This window comes from Bradyrhizobium sp. CCBAU 53338 (genome assembly GCF_015291665.1).
Lineage (GTDB): Bacteria > Pseudomonadota > Alphaproteobacteria > Rhizobiales > Xanthobacteraceae > Bradyrhizobium.
The window spans coordinates 6040928-6057629 of the sequence record NZ_CP030048.1 but is presented as its reverse complement, the minus strand read 5'-3'; the positions used below and the strand labels follow the sequence as shown (position 1 = coordinate 6057629).

Genomic DNA, 16702 nt, shown 5'->3' with positions numbered 1-16702 from the left:
ACTCAAGGGCGATCTGCTTCCCGCGCAGGGCGTGAGGACGAGGACGGCATTCTTCTTGCTTGCATCTGGACGCCGCAGGGATCAAGAAATCTGTGGCGCAGCCAAAGCGTTTTCGAGCGAAGTGGATACCGGTTCGCGTCAAGAAAACGCGTCAAGTCAGAAAGCATGCGAGCACGGAGTCATTGAGTGAGAGCCGTCCATACCGAACTGCACCGCAGCCACGATCCGCAATTCTTCCTGGTTCGCGGCGTCGTCAAGCGCACCACCGAGCAGCCCGAGCGTGCAGACCGCCTGCTCAAGGGCTTGAAGGACGGCAGGCATCAACTGGTCGAGCCGACCACATTCGGCCAGGGTCCGCGCGCTCGCATTCACAGTCCGGAATATCTGTCGTTCCTGAGCGAAGCCTGGGATGCCTGGACAGCGCTCGGCGATTCCGGTCCGGAGATGATCGGCAACATCCATCCGGTGCGTCATGCAGCGACTTATCCGACCCACATTGTCGGCAAGCTCGGCTGGCACACCGCCGACACCGCGGCTCCAATCGGTCCGGGCACCTGGGCTGCGGCTTGTGCTGCGACGGACGTTGCGGTCAGCGCGGCGCAAATGGTGATGGACGGCGAGGATGCGGTCTACGCGCTCTGCCGTCCGCCCGGCCATCACGCCTATCGTGACATGGCCGGCGGCTTCTGCTTCCTTAACAACAGCGCGATCGCGGCCGCGCATCTGCGGCAGAAGCACGAGCGCGTCGTCATCCTCGACGTCGACGTCCACCACGGCAACGGCACGCAAGGCATCTTCTACGCGCGCCCGGATGTCTACACGATCTCGATCCACGCCGATCCGGTCGCCTACTATCCCTTTGTTTGGGGGTATGCGCATGAGCGCGGCGAGGGGCCTGGCCTCGGCACCAATCTCAACATTCCGCTCGCCATCGGCACCGGCGATGACGGTTACATCCAGGCGATGGACATCGCGCGCAAGGCCATCGAATCCTTTGCACCGGGCGCGCTCGTGATCGCGCTCGGCCTCGATGCCTCCGAGCATGATCCGCTGAAGGGCCTTGCCGTCACCACGCCCGGCTTCCGCCGCATCGGCCAGGCCATAGCCAGGATGGGCCTGCCGACTGTGTTCGTGCAGGAGGGCGGTTATCTCTCGGATATTCTCGGCGCGAACCTGACGTCGGTGCTGGCGGGGTTCGAAGAGGCAAGGTGATCTCCCCACCTCTCCCCGTAAGAACGGGAGAGAGAAGAGGCGCCTCAAAACATCCCGCTCGATTTGAGCGCCTTGCAGACGTGCTGCATCTCGGCTTCGTCCGCGACCATGTCCAGCATGATCGTGGTCAGACCTTTCGCGGCAAATTCCCGCAGCTTCGCGCCGATCTCGGCATAGCTGCCGACGAGATAAGGGCAGTCTGCCTGGAAGGTGAGGTAGGGCAGCAGCCAATAGCCATTGTCGGCGAGGTCGCCGCTCTGGCCCTCATAGAGCCGCCGCTTCCAGACGGAATCCGAGTTCTCCACCGTGAGCGCCAGCAGCTCGCGGTCGTCAGGATTGTCGCGGAAGCGCGCCTTCGCGGCCCGTCGCGCCTCGTCGCCGCTCTCGCGCGCAAAGATGCCAAAATTCATTCCGGGAGCGTTGAGGCCGCGATCGAGATCGGGCGGTAGCATCTGCATCTTGATGCAGCCGCTCTCCTTGGCGACGCGCTGTGCCGCGTCCGATTGCCCCGCGATCAGGAATTCCGGGATCAGCTCGGCCGGCAACCGCGGCCGCAGTTGCAGATTGCTCACGCGATAGAACCTGCCCTCGAAGGTGACCGGCCGCGGGCTCGAAAGCAGTTGGCGCACGATGGCGACGAACTCGCCGAGCCGGACATAACGATCGGCATGCGACTGCTCGTCGCCCAGCCCCTGCAGATCGCTGATCGCGGTCCCCGTGATCATGTTGAGATGGACCTTGCGGCCGTGGAGCTGTGCAAGGGACGAGACGAATTTCGCCGCCGTGAACGGGTGCATGTAAACAGGATTGACGGCAATCAGCGGCGAGGATCGCGCGGTCGCCGCCATGATGTGCTGGGCCATGGCCCAGGGCTCGACGAAGACGTCGTTGCCTTCGAACAGCAGAATGCCTTCGAAGCCATTGCGATCGGCGAACTCCGCCACCCGCATCAGCTCGCCGACATATTTCTTGGGATCCCGGTTACGCGAGATCGCGGGAAAGACGCGCAGCCGCGCCGCCATCACTCCGCCGCTTCCTGGAATGGCCAGGCGTTGCGGGTGATACGCAGGCCGCCGGCCGCGCGCGAGCCGTCGGCGATCGCGAGGCGATGCGATGGTGAGGGCGAGCACAGCGAGAAGCGCCAGCCGGCAGGATCGTCGGCGATGTCGGGCTTGAAGCGGATCCCGATCGCCTCCCGCGACACCTGCATCGCAAATGCATCGAGCGGCAGATTGAGCCCAAAGCCTCTGGCCTTCAGATAGGCTTCCTTCAGGGTCCAGTAGTCGAAGAAGCGCTCGATCGCGGCTGGCTCCGGTAGCGTGCGGAGCGTTTCGACCTCTTCCGGCGCAAAGAAGCGAAGCGCAGTCGACAGCGGCGCCACGCGCCGCGACACCGTCTCGACGTCGACGCCGACGGTCTCGTGCTTCGACACGACACAGGCGACGCATCCGTCGGCGTGGGACAGGCTGAAATGCAGCGCTGTCGACGTCGTGGGCGCCGCGACAAAGGGCCGCCCGTAGCGGCCGGTCGAAAACGACCAATCGGTCGGTGCAACCTCCGGGGCCGCGTGCGAGAGCGCCATGCGCAACATCGCGTGCGCGAAGATATATTGTCGCTGATGGCGCTCGAACATGAAGCGGTCGGCGCGCATGCGTTCGTCGAGCGAGAGCAGCCGCCGGCACGCATCGACGTCGCCTGGCGTGTCGATACTCTCGATCAGTCCGACAAACAGTTCAATGCCGTCGTCTGCCATCAAACGGGCCCATAGCGTCAGGCGGAGGCCAAATCCGGCCTGACTGAAGAATCAACCAGGCAGGAATCGACTGAGCGGACTGCTCCTAGCGGTCCACCCAGGCGAATCCTTGGCGATTGCTGGCCAGTTCACAGGTGCAAGCTTGTACGAGACCCCAACTCGACAGGCGAGCGGCCCAAATCTGGAAATGAAATCCGACGATTCGTGCGGCGTCCCGGCCGACAAATCTTACTTTTTCTTCTTGGCTTTCTTCGAGCCGCCCAACACCGAAAGGCTGGCGTCGACTTCCTTTAGCGCGGACTGAAGTTTCTTCTTCTCATCGGTAAGCAGCTTCTGCAGGGCCTTGCGGTCCTTGTCGCTCAGCGAGGTGCCTTTGGTAAATTTGATGAAGCCCATAACTCTCCCCCGGTTGAAAATAACAGTTCAAATCAAAACACGGGAATAATCTTGCGCGCCCGCACCAAAGAATCAAGATGCAACTTGTTCATTCACAGCTTTAGCGGGTGAACCCTTGTTCGCCGGCCCTGTCCAGCGGGTCATGCCGCCCTGCGGGCGAGCAACCGATCGAGCGGCGTATTCGGCTGGGTGACGGCAGCGCCCAGCAGCGCGACGAGGTCTTCCATCCACGTGCCCACCATGGTGCCTTCGAGCAGATCGCCCTTGTAATTGCACGAACCTGTGATCCCGGTCGGGCGCTCCTTCAGCATCAGCGACAGCCAGGTCTGGTCGACCGGCAGCACCGGCTGGCCCTCGCGCGCGACGTCCCCGATCGATCGCACCGCGACGTCGGGCAGGTCGAGCGGTTGGCGCAGCGGATTTTGCAGCGTGAAATAGACCTGGAGCAGCGATGCGGCATCGATGCCTTCCTGCTCCAGATGGTCGGCCAGGATGTTGAACGGCAGCTCCTGCCGCGCATGGGCGTCCAGCACGCTTTGGCGCACCCGCGCCAATCCTTGCATGAACGACAGATCCGGCGTGATTCGGCTGCGGACGATCACCGTGTTCTCGAACGGCCCGACGATTCGCTCGGTGTCCGGCTGGGCGCGGTTGGCCATGGCGGTGGCAATCGAGATGTCCGTGCGTCCGGTCTGGGCGAGCAGCAGGGCCTTCAAGCCGGTAAGCAGGCACATGAACAGCGTGGCGTTGTGCTGACGCGCATAGGCGGTGAGCCGGGCGACGAGATCGTGCTCCAGGCTGAGTGGATGATGACCGGTCGACGCGCCCGGTCGCGCTTCGCCGTCGAACAAGGGAGCTGCGCCGCGCAGATTTTCGGTCCAGTCGGCGGCCTGCCGGCGGGCGGCCTCGGTCCCGCACCACCAGCGCTGCCAGCGTGCGACATCGGAGTACGCGAGCGGCATCTTCGGCAAAGGCACCGACGGCTGGCCCGCCAGTGTAGCGTAGCGGTTGGACAGTTCCTCGAACAGCACGCCGATCGACCAGCCATCTGCGATGGCATGATGCAGCGTCAGCAGCAGGATGTGATCCGCTGGGTGAAGGCGCAGCAGCCGTGCCCGCAGCAGCGGCGCCCGGGCGGTGTTAACAGGAGTATAGGCCTCCTGCGCGATCAGGAGTTCGATCTTCTTCAACTCGAGCGCTCTTCGCCGCTTGCTGTTGTGGGGCCGTCCCTCGCCGATGCTCTCGACGGTCAAGGCCGGACCAAGCGTGGCAGGCGCGATGAAGCGGCTGACCGGCTCGTCGCCATTCCAGCCGAATGCCGTCCGCAGCGAATCGTGCCGGCGCACGATGTCGTCGATGGCTTGCGCAAGTCGGCGCGGATCGATCGGGCCCTCGAGGTGGAAAGCGAAGGGCAGGTTGAACAGGGGCAGATCAGGCAGGTTCCGCTCGATCCGCATCATCTGGTCCTGCGCGATCGACAGCGAGGGCGAACCGCTTTGGGCCAGGCGAGGGGGACTGGCCGCCGGCTTTTGCGGCTTCGTTGCCACGGCTTCGTCGACCCGCCGGGCGAGCTCTTCGATCGTCGGCGCCTCGAAGATGGTCTTGATCGGCAGCGAGACCCCAAGCGCACGCGCGATGCGCGCCATCGCCTGACCCGCCAGCAGCGAATGGCCGCCGAGGTCGAAGAAATTGTCGGTGACACCCAGGCTCTCGACCTTCAGCAGGTCGATCCAGATGTCGGACAGGACCTTTTCGGTGAAGCGACGGGCCGGCACGATGGCCTCCGTCCCGCCGGTTTCCGGTTGCGGCGCCGCCAGCAAGGCCGAGCGATCGAGCTTGCCATGGGCATTGAGCGGGACCTGATCCAGGAACAGAAACGCCGACGGGATCGCATGAACAGGCAGCCGGCCCTTGAGGAACTCGCGCAGTTCGCTGGCGCTGGTCTGGCTGCCTGATCTGGCAACGACATGGGCGATCAGCCTGATATCACCATTGGCGTCGCGTCGCGGCTCGACGATGCCGGCGCGGACGCCGGCGTGGTCGGCAAGCACCGCCTCGATCTCCTTGAGTTCGAGACGATAGCCGCGGACCTTGACCTGAAGGTCGGTGCGGCCGAGGCATTCGATCGTCCCGTCGACACGGCGTCGGGCGAGATCGCCGGTGCGGTACAGACGGCTGCTTTTCTCGCGCGCAAACGGATCGGGGATGAAGCGCTGCCGGCTCTGCGCGGGATCATTGACATAGCCGCGGCCGACGCCGGCGCCGCCGATGCAGAGCTCGCCGACCACGCCGATCGGCTGCGGCTCCAGGTTCGGATCGAGTACGTAGAGCTGGGTGTTGGGCAGCGGTGCGCCGACCGGAACATTGGTCATCGTCGTGTCCGGCGCCTTGGTCAGCCGGTGCAGGGAGACGTCATCAGAACATTCCGAGGCGCCATAGGCGTTGATCAGGGGCACCTTCGGGCAGCGGGCGAACCAGGCGCGGCAGAGATCGACCGCAAGCGGCTCGCCGGTCGAGATCAGCAGTCGCAGCTTGGCAAAGGCGCGCAGCATCGGCGCCTCGTCGAGGCGTTCGAGGACGACGCGGAGCAGCGAGGGCACGATCTCGAGCACCGTGATGCCTTCCCGCTCGATCTCTCGTGCCAGCAGCATCGGGTCCCGCACGACCGCGTTGTTGCAGACATGGACCCGCGCGCCGGTCATGGGACCGGCTAGGAACTGCCAGACCGAGATCACAAAGCTCTGCGGCGCGGTCTGAGCGACCACGTCTTTGCTCGTGAGCCCAAGCTCGGAAATCAACGACGCCAGATGGTTCGACAGCCCGCGCTGCTCGATCATGACGCCCTTCGGCGCACCGGAAGAGCCGGACGTATAGACGAGGTAGGCAAGGCTCGCCCCCGCACGCCGCGCCGCGCGAGCCGGCCTGGTCGATTCGAGCGCGATCGCGTCCTCGATCTCGGCCACATGGATGCGCGCGACCAGCGGCTCGAGCAGCTGGTCGACCATGGTGGACTGCGCGTGCCCAGCCAGCAACACGTTGGCGCAGCTCGATCCGAGGATGGTTGCGAGCCGTGCCGGCGGCTGCTCGGGATCGAGGTTCAGGAAGGCCGCGCCGGCGCGCTGCACGCCGATCATCGCCGCGAGCAGGTCGGGCCCGCGGTCCGCCAACAGCGCGACCACGCTCTCCGCGCCGACGCCTTCGCGCGCGAGCCAGCGCGCGATCGCCTGGCTGCGGCGGGCCAGCTCGCGATAGCTCAGGGACAACGACCCGTCGGATATGGCAACGGCATTCGGCGTCTTTTTTGCCTGCCGCTCGAAACGTTCGCAGAGATTGCCGCGCGTCGTGAAATTGGCGGGGCGGCCTTTCGCCGGCAGCCGCCTGCGTTCGGCGTCGGTGAGCAGCGGCAGGCGCGAGATTTGCTGCTCCGGATTGGCGATGGCTGCTTTCAGCAGGGTCTTGAACTGATCCGCCATGCCCTCGATTGTCACTGCGTCGAACAGATCGGTGGCGTATTCGAAGAAACCGGTGAAGCGGCCATCGGCTTCGACCAGCTCGAGCGTGATGTCGAAGCGCGCGACCTTCGGGTCGACTTCCAGCCGGCGCGTCGACAGGCCGGGAAAGCGCACCGCCTCGATCGAAGCGTTCTGGAGAATGAACATGATCCGGAATAGCGGATTGCCGTCCGTCCTTCGCGCGATCTGCAACGCGCGCAGGACTTCCTCGATCGGAAGATCCTGGTTGCGATAGGCATCGAGCGTGACCGGGCGCACCCGCCGCAGCATCTCGCCGAAGGTCGGGTCGCCACTGAAATCGTTGCGCAGGATGAGCGTGTTGGCAAACAGCCCGATCAGCCGCTCGCTTTCGATCTGGTTGCGGTTCGCGATCAGCGAACCCGTCGCGACATCCTCATGTCCGGTATGGCGGAACAGCAGGCACTGGAAGACTGCGAGCAGGGTCATGAAGGGCGTGACGCCCTGGTCCTGGCTCAAAGTGCGGATATCGGCCGAGAGCGGCTTGCTGAACTCGAAATAATGACGCGCGCCTTGGCCGCTCCAGACCTCAGGCCGCGGGCGGTCGGTTCGCAGCGGCAGCGTGGTGACGCCGTCGAGCTGGGCCTTCCAGTAATCGAGCTGCTCTTTCGCCGCCGGTGTCTGCGCCCAGCTCTGCTGCCAGCGCGCGAAGTCGCGATATTGGAAGGTTTGTGAGGGCCGCACCGCCGCGATTGCCTGACGCGCGGCAGAATACCCGGCGGCGAGCGCCTCCCAGAACAGCCGCTGCGACCAGCCATCGGTAACGAGATGATGGACGTTGACGACCAGCGCATGGCTGGATGTGTCGAACGAAAGCAGCGTGACCTTCAGCGGCGGCTCGCACGCAAGATCAAACGCATGTTGCGCGAGCTTCACGGCCTCGCGCCTGACGACCGCAGCGCGCCGCTGCGGCGGGCAGGGCTTGAGTTTGATCCGCTCGAACCGCGGCGCCGCCTGAAGCACGCGTTGCATGGGCTCGCCCTCTCGCTCGACGAAGACCGAGCGCAGCGCCTCGTGCCGCGCGCAGATCGCAGCGCAGCCCGCCTGAAGCGCGGCGATGTCGAGCTCGCCCTTGAGCAGCGCGACCTCGACGACATTATAGTTGTAGCGGGTCGGGTCGAGCCGCGAGAGCACATACATTCGCTGCTGCTGGAACGACAGCGGCGCGTCCCCTTCTGCAGTCCCCGCGCGCCATGCCGGCAGCGTTGGATCGCGATGTGCTGTGGTCTCGAGCCGGGCGGCCAGCGCGCCGACGGTGGCGCAATCAAAGATGTCCTCGAAGGAGAAGTCGATGTTGAAACGCTCGCGCAGACGCGAACGCATCTGCGTGACCGCGAGCGAATCCGCGCCGAGCGCGAAGACGTCCTGATCAATTCCGACATGCGGAAGTTCCAGGAGACTGGCCCAGATCTCCGCGAGCTGGGTCTCCAGCGCGTTGCGCGGCAGCTGCGTCTCGTCGTCGTCATGGGCCGATGAGATCATCTCGGCCAGGGCGTTGCGCTTGACCTTGCCGCTGGCGCCCTTCGGCAACGCCGCCACGTTGCGGATCAGGCTCGGCACCTTGTAGGCGGCGAGACGTTTGCGCGCGAACTGGCGCAACTGGTCGGAAGTCGCCTCGGAACCGGGACGCAGCACCACGACGGCGGCGACGTTCTCGCCGAGCTTGGCATGGGGAACGGCGAAGACGCCGGCTTCCAGCACCGCCGGGTGGGCCAGCAGAACCTCTTCCACCTCCAGCGGCGAGATCTTCTGGCCGCCGCGGTTGATGACATCCTTGATGCGCCCGACGATGAAGAGATAACCGTCGGCATCGAGATAGCCGAGGTCTCCGGTCCTGAACCAGCCATCGCGGAATGCGGCCTGTGTCGCCGCCTCGTCATTATAATAGCCGCGGCTCATGTTCGGCCCGCGCAGCATGATCTCGCCGCGCTCACCGCTGGCAAGCCCGCGGCCCGTCTCGTTCATGATCGCGATTTCAGGGCCCGCGGCACGGCCGACCGACCCGATCTTGCGCAGCTCGAATGGATTTGCCGCGATCTGCGAGGCCGCTTCGGTCATGCCATAGGTCTCGAGCACGGGGACGCCGAAGGTCGTCTCCAATCCGTTGAGAATCGCTGGCGCGAGCGAGGACGAGGCCGAGCGGATCACGCGCAGCGACGACGATCGGACGCGCTCTGGGTTTGCTTCCGCGGCGGTCAGCAACGCGCGGTGAATGGTCGGCACCGCCGTGTACCAGGTCGGTTGCAGATCCCGCATCCAACCGAAGAAGGACGGCGCGTCGAAACCGTTGGTGCAGATCACGCTGGAGCCGGCCGCCAGCGCTGTCAGCAGGCCGGAGATCAGTCCGTGGGCGTGAAACAGCGGCAGGGCATTCAGCAGCCGATCCTGCGGAGCCAGCGACAGCACCCGGCCGGCATTTTGGGCGGAGAGACACACATTGCGATGCGTCAGGGGCACCATTTTCGGGCGCGCCGCAGTGCCCGACGTCAACAGGATGAACGCATCGTCCTCGGCGCGCGCAGCGCCGCTTGCGCAGGCCGGACCAACCCGAGGGCCGATGAACTCGCAGCCGCCGAGATCCGTATCCGGTCCCGGCACGAAGTCGATCACCGCAACATCGAGTGATCTGGCGACGTCACGGCTGGGCGAGTTCATGTCGGACCGCGTCACGAGAGCCGTCAGCTTCATCTCGCTGAAATAGCGTTGCAGCTCGTCCACCGTCAGATCAGGGTTGACGGGAACGCATGCACAGCTTGATGCGACCGCGATCAAGGCCAGCGCGCTGTCGGCGCCGCGTGGCAGTGCAACGGCGACACGGTCGGCAGGTGAAATGCCGAGGCCGCGCAGCGTGCGGAGCAGGTGCTCGATCCTGGCGCCGAGCTCGCCGTAAGACAGAGGCGGGCGGCCGGGCGCGAGCAGGGCCGGCGCCGCCGGGGTCGTTCGGGCATGAAACGCGAGCAGGCCGCCGATATCGGCAAAGCTATTGGCTTCGGCGGTGCGGCCGACAGTTACCTCACCCGCCCCGCATGCAATCTCCGACAATGCCATTCCCTTTTGATCCGATTGGGCTATTCTTCCCAAGAGTTAGGGAACGCGTCCAGTCTGAGGTGAAGTTTAGGCCCCAAAATCTGTGGTTGAGGGACCTTAAGCCCTTCGACGGAGGGAGTGTCGGGGTGGAATCACCATGCTGGAGAAAGAGCCGGAGACGGAAGTCGGGTTGAAGCGCTGGCTCGAAGGCATCGGTCTTGGTCACTACACCGATCTGTTCGCGCAGCACCGCCTCGATCTCGACGTCATGGGCGACCTGACGGAGGCCGACCTTGCCGAACTCGGATTGCCACTCGGCGATCGCAAGCGGCTGCAGCGGGCGACGGCCGCGCTGTTCCACGCCGAGACGGCGGAGGCACCGGTTGCGCCGGCGCGCCCGCCTGTTCGCAGCGAGGTCGGCGCCGAGCGGCGGCAGCTCACCACCATGTTCTGCGACATGGTGGATTCCACCGCGCTCTCCGCCCAGTTCGACCCCGAAGACGTGCGCGACATGATTGCGAGCTTCCGCGAGACCTGCGTGCGCGTGGTCAAGCATTATGAAGGCTATGCCGCCCGCTTCGTCGGCGACGGCATTCTGGTCTATTTCGGCTACCCGACCGCACATGAGGACGATGCCGAGCGCTCGGTGCGCGCCGGGCTCGAGATCGTGCGGGTGCTGTCGACGGCGCGCGCGATCGAGCCGCGCGGCGCGCTCAGCCATGCGCCCGCCGTTCGCATCGGCATTGCGACCGGCCTCGTCGTGGTCGGCGATCTCGTCGGGCAGGGCACCGAAGAGCGCGACTCCGCAGTCGGCGAGACCGTCAATCTTGCCGCGCGTTTGCAGGCGCTGGCGCCGCCCAACGGCGTCGTGATCTCCGCCTCGACGCAATCGCTCCTCAAGGGCAAGTTCGATTACCGCAATCTCGGCGCCCATGCGCTGAAGGGGATATCGGAGAAGACCCAGGCCTGGCACGTCGTGCGCGCCACGCGCGTGGAAACCCGCTTTGCCGCCGCCATGGGCACGCGGTTGACCCCGCTCGTCAACCGCGAGGAGGAAATCGCGCTGCTGATGGCGCGCTGGCAGCAGGTCAAGGAGGGCGACGGTCAGGTCGTCGTCAAGTTCGGCGAGCCCGGCATCGGCAAGTCGCGCATCATCCAGGAGATATTTGAGCGGATCTCAGGTGACCGGCACGGACAGGTCTCGTTCCAGTGCTCGCCCTATTACACCTCCACTGCGTTCTATCCCTTCGTCGAGCAGCTTAAATTCTCGCTCGGACTCGATCGCGAGGATGCGTCCGCGCTGTCCTTGGCGAGTCTGGAAACGGCGATTGCCGCAGCACACGGCGACATCGAGCAGGTGGCGCCGCTGTTTGCCGCTCTGCTGGCGATCCCGACCGGAGAGCGCTATCCGCCGCTCGACCTGTCGCCGCAGCAGCAGAAGGACGCGACTGTCGCGGCGCTCGTGAACCACTTCCTCGGCCTCGCGCGCGAGATGCCGCTGGTGATGGCCTTCGAGGACCTGCACTGGATCGATCCGACCTCCCGCGAGGTGGTCGACCTGCTGGTCGACCGGGTGCAGAACCGGCCGATCCTGGCCATCATCACCGCGCGATCCGAATTCCAGCCGAGCTGGAATGCGCATTCGCATATCACCACCCTCGTACTGAACCGGTTGAGCCGGCCGCTGCGCACGACGCTGGTCGAGCGCGTTGCGGGCAGAGAGCTTCCCAAGGAGGTCGTCGAGGAGATCATCGTCAAGACCGACGGCGTGCCGCTGTTCCTGGAGGAGCTGACCAAGACGGTCCTCGAATCCAACCTCCTGACGGAGCGCCACGGGCGCTTCGTGCTCTCGGGCCCATGGCGGCAGCTCGCGATCCCCGCGACCCTGACGGACTCGCTGATGGCGCGTCTCGACCGGATGGGTCCGTTCAAGCGGATCGCGCAGATCGGCGCCACGATCGGCCGCGAGTTCTCCTACGAGACCCTGCACGCGGTTGCGAACACGCCGGCGGAGCAGATCGAGGCGGCCCTGACGCATCTGGAAGAAGCGGGCCTGATCATGCGCCGCGGTCATCCGCCCGACGCGCTCTACTCCTTCAAGCACGTGATGATCCAGAACGCGGCGCATGACAGCCTGTTGCATAGCGAGCGGCGCAAGCTGCATGCGAGCATCGCGCAGGTGCTCGCCGAGATGTATCCGGAGAAGACCGAGCGTGAGCCGGAGCTGCTGGCCCATCATCTCACCGAGTCCGGCCAGAGCGAGGGCGCGGCGAGCTTCTGGCTCAAGGCGGGCAAGCAGGCGGCCAAGAGCGGCGCCAATCTCGAGGCGATCGGTCATCTCCGCCGGGGCTTGAGCGTGGTGCAGGCCAATGCGCGCATGCAGGGCGCCGACGAGATGGAGCTCGAGCTGCGGATCGCGCTCGGCAACGCGCTGATCGCCGCCAAGGGCTATGCCGTGCAGGAGGTCGAGGAAAACTACATTCGTGCGCTCGAGCTCGGCCAGCAGCTCAACGACGACGAAAAGGCCTTTGCCGCTACCCGCGGGCTCTGGGTCTGTCATTTCATTCGCGCAGACCTCACCCGAGCGCACGATCTCAGCGTCGAGCTGCTGAAATTCGCCAAGCGCGAGAGGTTGAACGAGGACACGGCGCAGCAGACCGGCTATCTGATCGAGGCGCACCGCTCGATCGCGATGACCATGCTTTATCGCGGGCGCTTCGCCGCCGCGCAGCATCATCTGCATCGCTGCATCGATCTCTACAGCCCGGATCTGCATTCCGACCTGATGGAGCGCCACGGCACCGATCCCGGCGTCGTCTCGCTGTCCTATCTCGGCTATCTCCTCTGGTTCCTCGGCCAGCCCGACGCGGCGCGACAGCACAGCGAGCAGGCGATCCAGCTTGCGGAGAAGATCCGTCATCCGTTCTCGCTCGCGTTTGCCTTGGTGTTCGGCGCCTATCTCTGCCAGCATCTGCGCGACATCGAGGGTACGCGGGACTATGCCAACCGCGCCATGATCATCGCCACCGAGCACAATTTCCTGCATTGGAAGCAGCAGGCTGCGATCCTGCGCGGCTGGGCGCTGGCCCAGCTCGGCGAGGCCGAAGAGGGCATCAGCCAGATGCGCTTTGGCCTCGACGAATATGAAGCCATGGACTCCTGGCTTGCCGGCTGCTGGTTTCGCTGCCTGCTCGCCGAGGCCTATGCCAAGGTCGGCATGCGCGACGCCGCCTTGCGCGCGCTGGACGGTGCGCTTGCGACCGCAAGGCGGACCGGCGATCACTCCTATCTTGCCGAGGTCTATCGCCTGCAAGGCGAGATCACCTTGTCGGGCGGCAATCCGGTCTCGGTGCAGGAAGCTGAAGATCTGTTCGGCTTGTCACTCGAGACGGCGCGCAAGCAAGGCGCGTTGTCCTGGGAGCTCAGGACGGCCGTCAGCCTGGCGCGGCTGTCGCACGAGGCCGGCAAGCGCGAACATGCGAGCCTTCTGCTGCTGCCGATCGTCGGCAAGTTCAACGAGGGCTTCCTGACGCCGGACCTGAAGCTGGCGATGCAGCTCGTGCACGAGCTCGGCGGCGACACGCCGGCGCGTCCGCAGGCCGACCCGGTGAAATGAGCGATCTCTCGGCGGCGCGCGCCCGCTACGTCGCGCTGATTGCAAAGCGGGAGCGGATTACCTCGCCACGCCTGCTCGACGCGCTCGCGACGGTGCCGCGCGAAAAATTTCTGGCGAAGGGGCCCTGGCGTATCAAGACCGAGGCGGCGCGCGGCTACCGCCGGACACCCGACGCCGACCCCATCCATCTCTACGACAATGTGCTGGTCGCCATCGACGCACGCCGCAAGCTCGACACCGGGCTGCCGAGCCTGTGGGCGCATTTCATCGACGTGCTCGGCGTCGGAGAGGAGCACCGCGTGGTCCAGATCGGTTGCGGGCTCGGCTATTTCTCGGCGATCCTGTCAGAGATCGTCGGGCCGCAGGGCAGGGTGCAGGCGATCGAATGCGACGCGCGGCTCGCATCGCGCGCCGCGGCCTATCTTCGCGCCTATCCAAATGTCGATGTCGTCAGCGGCGACGGCTGCCGCGATATCAGCGAGCCGGCCGATGTGATCATCGTGCATGCCGGCTTTTCGCATCCGCATCCGCTTTGGCTTACCTCGCTCCGCCCGCGTGGTCGCCTGCTGGTACCGCTGACGCAGCGCGATCGCGAAGGCGCCGTCATCAAGATCGCGCGCAAGGGCAAGGGCTTCGAGGCCGAGGCAGTGCAGCAGATCCGGATCTTCCCCGGCCAGGGCCGCGGGGTGGCGGCGCTCGACGATCGCGTCGCCGATTGGTGGCTGCGGGCATCGTCGCTGGCGCCGCTGCGCTTTCGCGGTATTGCGCAAGGATTGCCCTCAGACGGCTAGAATTTGCAGCCGCGCCGGGCCTTACACGTCCTTTGTAAACTTGCTGATCACGTCCATGAACCGCTTCGGCTTGAAATCGCCGTCGAGCGGCAGCGGACGGTTCGGCTGCTTGTCGGGGCGCTTGACGAAGCCGTTGATCCAGCTGTAGCGATCGGAAATGCCCCAGGTCAGGATCGAGCGTACCGGCCCGCTGGTCGAGATCGCCGTCAGGAGATCGTCGACGCGTTTGGCAACGATGGCATCGCGCTCCGACGGACTCCCCGTCAGCTTCTGGTCGTCGACGTCGAGCTCGGTGACGAAGACCTCGAGGCCCCACGAGCGCACTTCGGTGACGAACTCGGCGAGCCCGTGGGTGTCGATCTCGAGCTCGGCGTGCAGATGCGATTGCAGCCCGACCGCGTGCAGCGGCACGCCTTGGTCCAGCAGCTCCATGATGAGGTTGCGGTAAGCCGCGCGCTTGGCGATGAACGAGTCCTTCGCCGACTCGATGTCGTATTCGTTGATGGCGAGCTTGACGTAGGGATCGGCCGCCGCGGCCGTGCGGAATGCCAACGGAATCCAGCGACTACCCAGGTGCTGCGTCCAGAACGTGTCGCGCCGGTCGGTGACGCTCTTTGGATTGTCGGGGATGGGTTCGTTGACGACGTCCCAAGAGGTCAGCTTGTCCTTGTAGTAGGATACGACAGTGTTGATGTGATCGACGAAGGCGCGCTCGACGCCCTTCGAATCCTCGATCTGCTTGGTCCAGTCGGGAATGTCATGATACCAGGCGAGCGTATGGCCGCGCATGGTCAGGTCGTTCTTCTGCGCGAAATCCAGAATCGCGTCCGCGCGCTCGAACGCGAAGGTGTGCGCGTCCGGCCGCAGCACCGGCCATTTCAGCTCCAGTACCGGCACCACCTGCGTGCAATAGGTGCTGATGGCTTCGCCGAGACGCGGATCGGCTTGCAGGTCCCATAGCGTGGCGGCCGCGCCGTAGCCCGGACGGCGCTGCACGAGTTTCGACACCGGCAGTGCCGACGCCGATGCGCCCGCCGCGAGCGCGGCGGCGCCGCCGAGGAGAAATTCGCGTCTGTCGAGCTTCATCAGATGGTCGCAGTCCTTCCGGAACCAACGCACCATCGTACCAAGCGGCGCCTTGCGATGCCGTGGTTTCCCTTTGTTGGGTTAACTTTTACGGACGGCCGTCTCAGCGCGTCTGGCGCTGCATCACCGCTTCAGCGATGCCGTAATAGTGAAGCGCACCCTTTTCGAGCGTGAGATTGTCCATCACATAATCGCGAGGTGCGAAGTCGCCCGCGCTCACATGCGACCAGAAGTCGCTCCAGCCTGCGACGAAGCCGGCCGCGTCGATGAACGTGCGGCCACAGCGTGCGTCGAAATAGGGCACGGAAGACACGCCGCCTTCGTATCTCACGCGATCCGGGAAATAATCCGGATCCTGCCACGGGCCACCGCGATCCCACGCGAACACTGGCACGCCGCTGGACAGCGCCTGCTGGCAGGCGATGCCCTGGCTCTCGTGCTCGCAGAGGAAGACCATGCTGCGGCAGCGCGCCAGCGCCGCCTTGTAGTCGTCTTCCTTGTAATGGCCGTAGCGGATCACTTCGACCGAACGGCCGCTCGCTTCGAGATGCCGGCGGATCGGGTCGATCAGCTCGCTCTCATAGCGCTCGTGTTCCCAGCGCACCTTGTCGTAAAGCAGCACGTCGACGCTCTTCTGCGCGGCTGGCGTTGGCGTCCACAAGTCGGTTTCGATGCCGACCGGCCACACCTCGACGTCAGGCCAGTATGGCCGGCACATCTCCGCATACCAGTTGCAGGGTACCAGGATCGTTCTCTCGTGCCGGTCCTGGTGACGCTCGGGCACGTCGATCGGATGGTTGTACATGACGACGCCGAGCAGGAGCGGGTTCTTCCATGCGAACCAGTCGAGCACGAACGGGCGCCCGAGGATGCAGGCGAGTTCCTCAGGATGCTTGCGGATGTAGCTGTAATCGTTGACGCGATAGGGAATCCCGACCCGGTCGAGCCCGGCGCAGAGATTGAGGAACACGCGACGCTGCCCGCTGATCCAGGATTTTCCGATCAGCATGCGCCGCAGCAGCGGCCGGACGTGGCGGTCGCCCGGAAACCAGCGGTCAGCCCGCTCCTCGAAGAACAAATTGAGCGTCATCCGCTCGCCTCCGTCCGCAGGGGAGGCCGGGACCAGGGACGCATCCGTCCCGCCATGGGGCAGGGAGGCTGGATTTGCTCGCAAACGTTCGACAACGTTCATCTTAGTCACGTCCACGCATTAACCAAACGCCGGGCGACGCCTTGGAATCATGGTTTCTTTTCGGTGATCGCGAGGGCCCGTTCAAGGACAGGGCAAATT

9 protein-coding genes are annotated in these 16702 nt (G+C 65.1%); 3 read left to right on the top strand and 6 right to left on the bottom strand.

The features are described from left to right. The first annotated feature begins 186 nt into the window (after window positions 1–186). The gene (locus XH90_RS28315) at window positions 187–1212 is read left to right on the top strand and encodes a histone deacetylase family protein (protein WP_194477568.1); all 1026 of its coding nucleotides are present in this window, start codon (window positions 187–189) and stop codon (window positions 1210–1212) included. A 44-nt stretch (window positions 1213–1256) separates the two neighbouring features. Here the strand turns inward: XH90_RS28315 and XH90_RS28310 are convergent, their stop codons facing one another. The 4 genes from XH90_RS28310 to XH90_RS28295 form a co-directional block, all read right to left on the bottom strand. Further along, window positions 1257–2237 (bottom strand): LLM class flavin-dependent oxidoreductase, encoded by a 981-nt coding sequence (locus XH90_RS28310; RefSeq protein WP_194477567.1) that lies wholly within the window; start codon window positions 2235–2237, stop codon window positions 1257–1259. After that, window positions 2234–2965, bottom strand: a complete 732-nt coding sequence (locus tag XH90_RS28305; RefSeq protein WP_194477566.1) for a 4'-phosphopantetheinyl transferase superfamily protein — start codon at window positions 2963–2965, stop codon at window positions 2234–2236. Before XH90_RS28305 ends, XH90_RS28310 begins: the two co-directional genes overlap by 4 nt. Before the next feature lie 228 nt (window positions 2966–3193). Continuing rightward, the gene (locus XH90_RS28300) at window positions 3194–3361 is read right to left on the bottom strand and encodes a hypothetical protein (protein WP_164938853.1); all 168 of its coding nucleotides are present in this window, start codon (window positions 3359–3361) and stop codon (window positions 3194–3196) included. 140 nt (window positions 3362–3501) lie between these two features. After that, window positions 3502–9939, bottom strand: a complete 6438-nt coding sequence (locus XH90_RS28295; protein WP_194477565.1) for a non-ribosomal peptide synthetase — start codon at window positions 9937–9939, stop codon at window positions 3502–3504. Window positions 9940–10075: 136 nt separating this feature from the next. Between XH90_RS28295 and XH90_RS28290 the strand changes: the two genes are divergently transcribed. Next, window positions 10076–13534, top strand: a complete 3459-nt coding sequence (locus XH90_RS28290; protein ID WP_194477564.1) for an AAA family ATPase — start codon at window positions 10076–10078, stop codon at window positions 13532–13534. Next, on the top strand, window positions 13531–14325 hold the full coding sequence (locus XH90_RS28285; RefSeq protein ID WP_194477563.1) for a protein-L-isoaspartate O-methyltransferase: 795 nt from the start codon (window positions 13531–13533) through the stop codon (window positions 14323–14325). Before XH90_RS28290 ends, XH90_RS28285 begins: the two co-directional genes overlap by 4 nt. 21 nt (window positions 14326–14346) lie before the next feature. Here the strand turns inward: XH90_RS28285 and XH90_RS28280 are convergent, their stop codons facing one another. Together XH90_RS28280 and XH90_RS28275 are read right to left on the bottom strand one after the other, a co-directional pair. Beyond that, complete coding sequence (locus XH90_RS28280) at window positions 14347–15414, bottom strand: endo-1,4-beta-xylanase (RefSeq protein WP_194482843.1); 1068 nt, start codon at window positions 15412–15414, stop codon at window positions 14347–14349. Window positions 15415–15514: 100 nt separating this feature from the next. Continuing rightward, window positions 15515–16603, bottom strand: a complete 1089-nt coding sequence (locus XH90_RS28275; RefSeq protein ID WP_194477562.1) for a glycosyltransferase — start codon at window positions 16601–16603, stop codon at window positions 15515–15517. Between the last annotated feature and the right edge of the window lie 99 nt (window positions 16604–16702).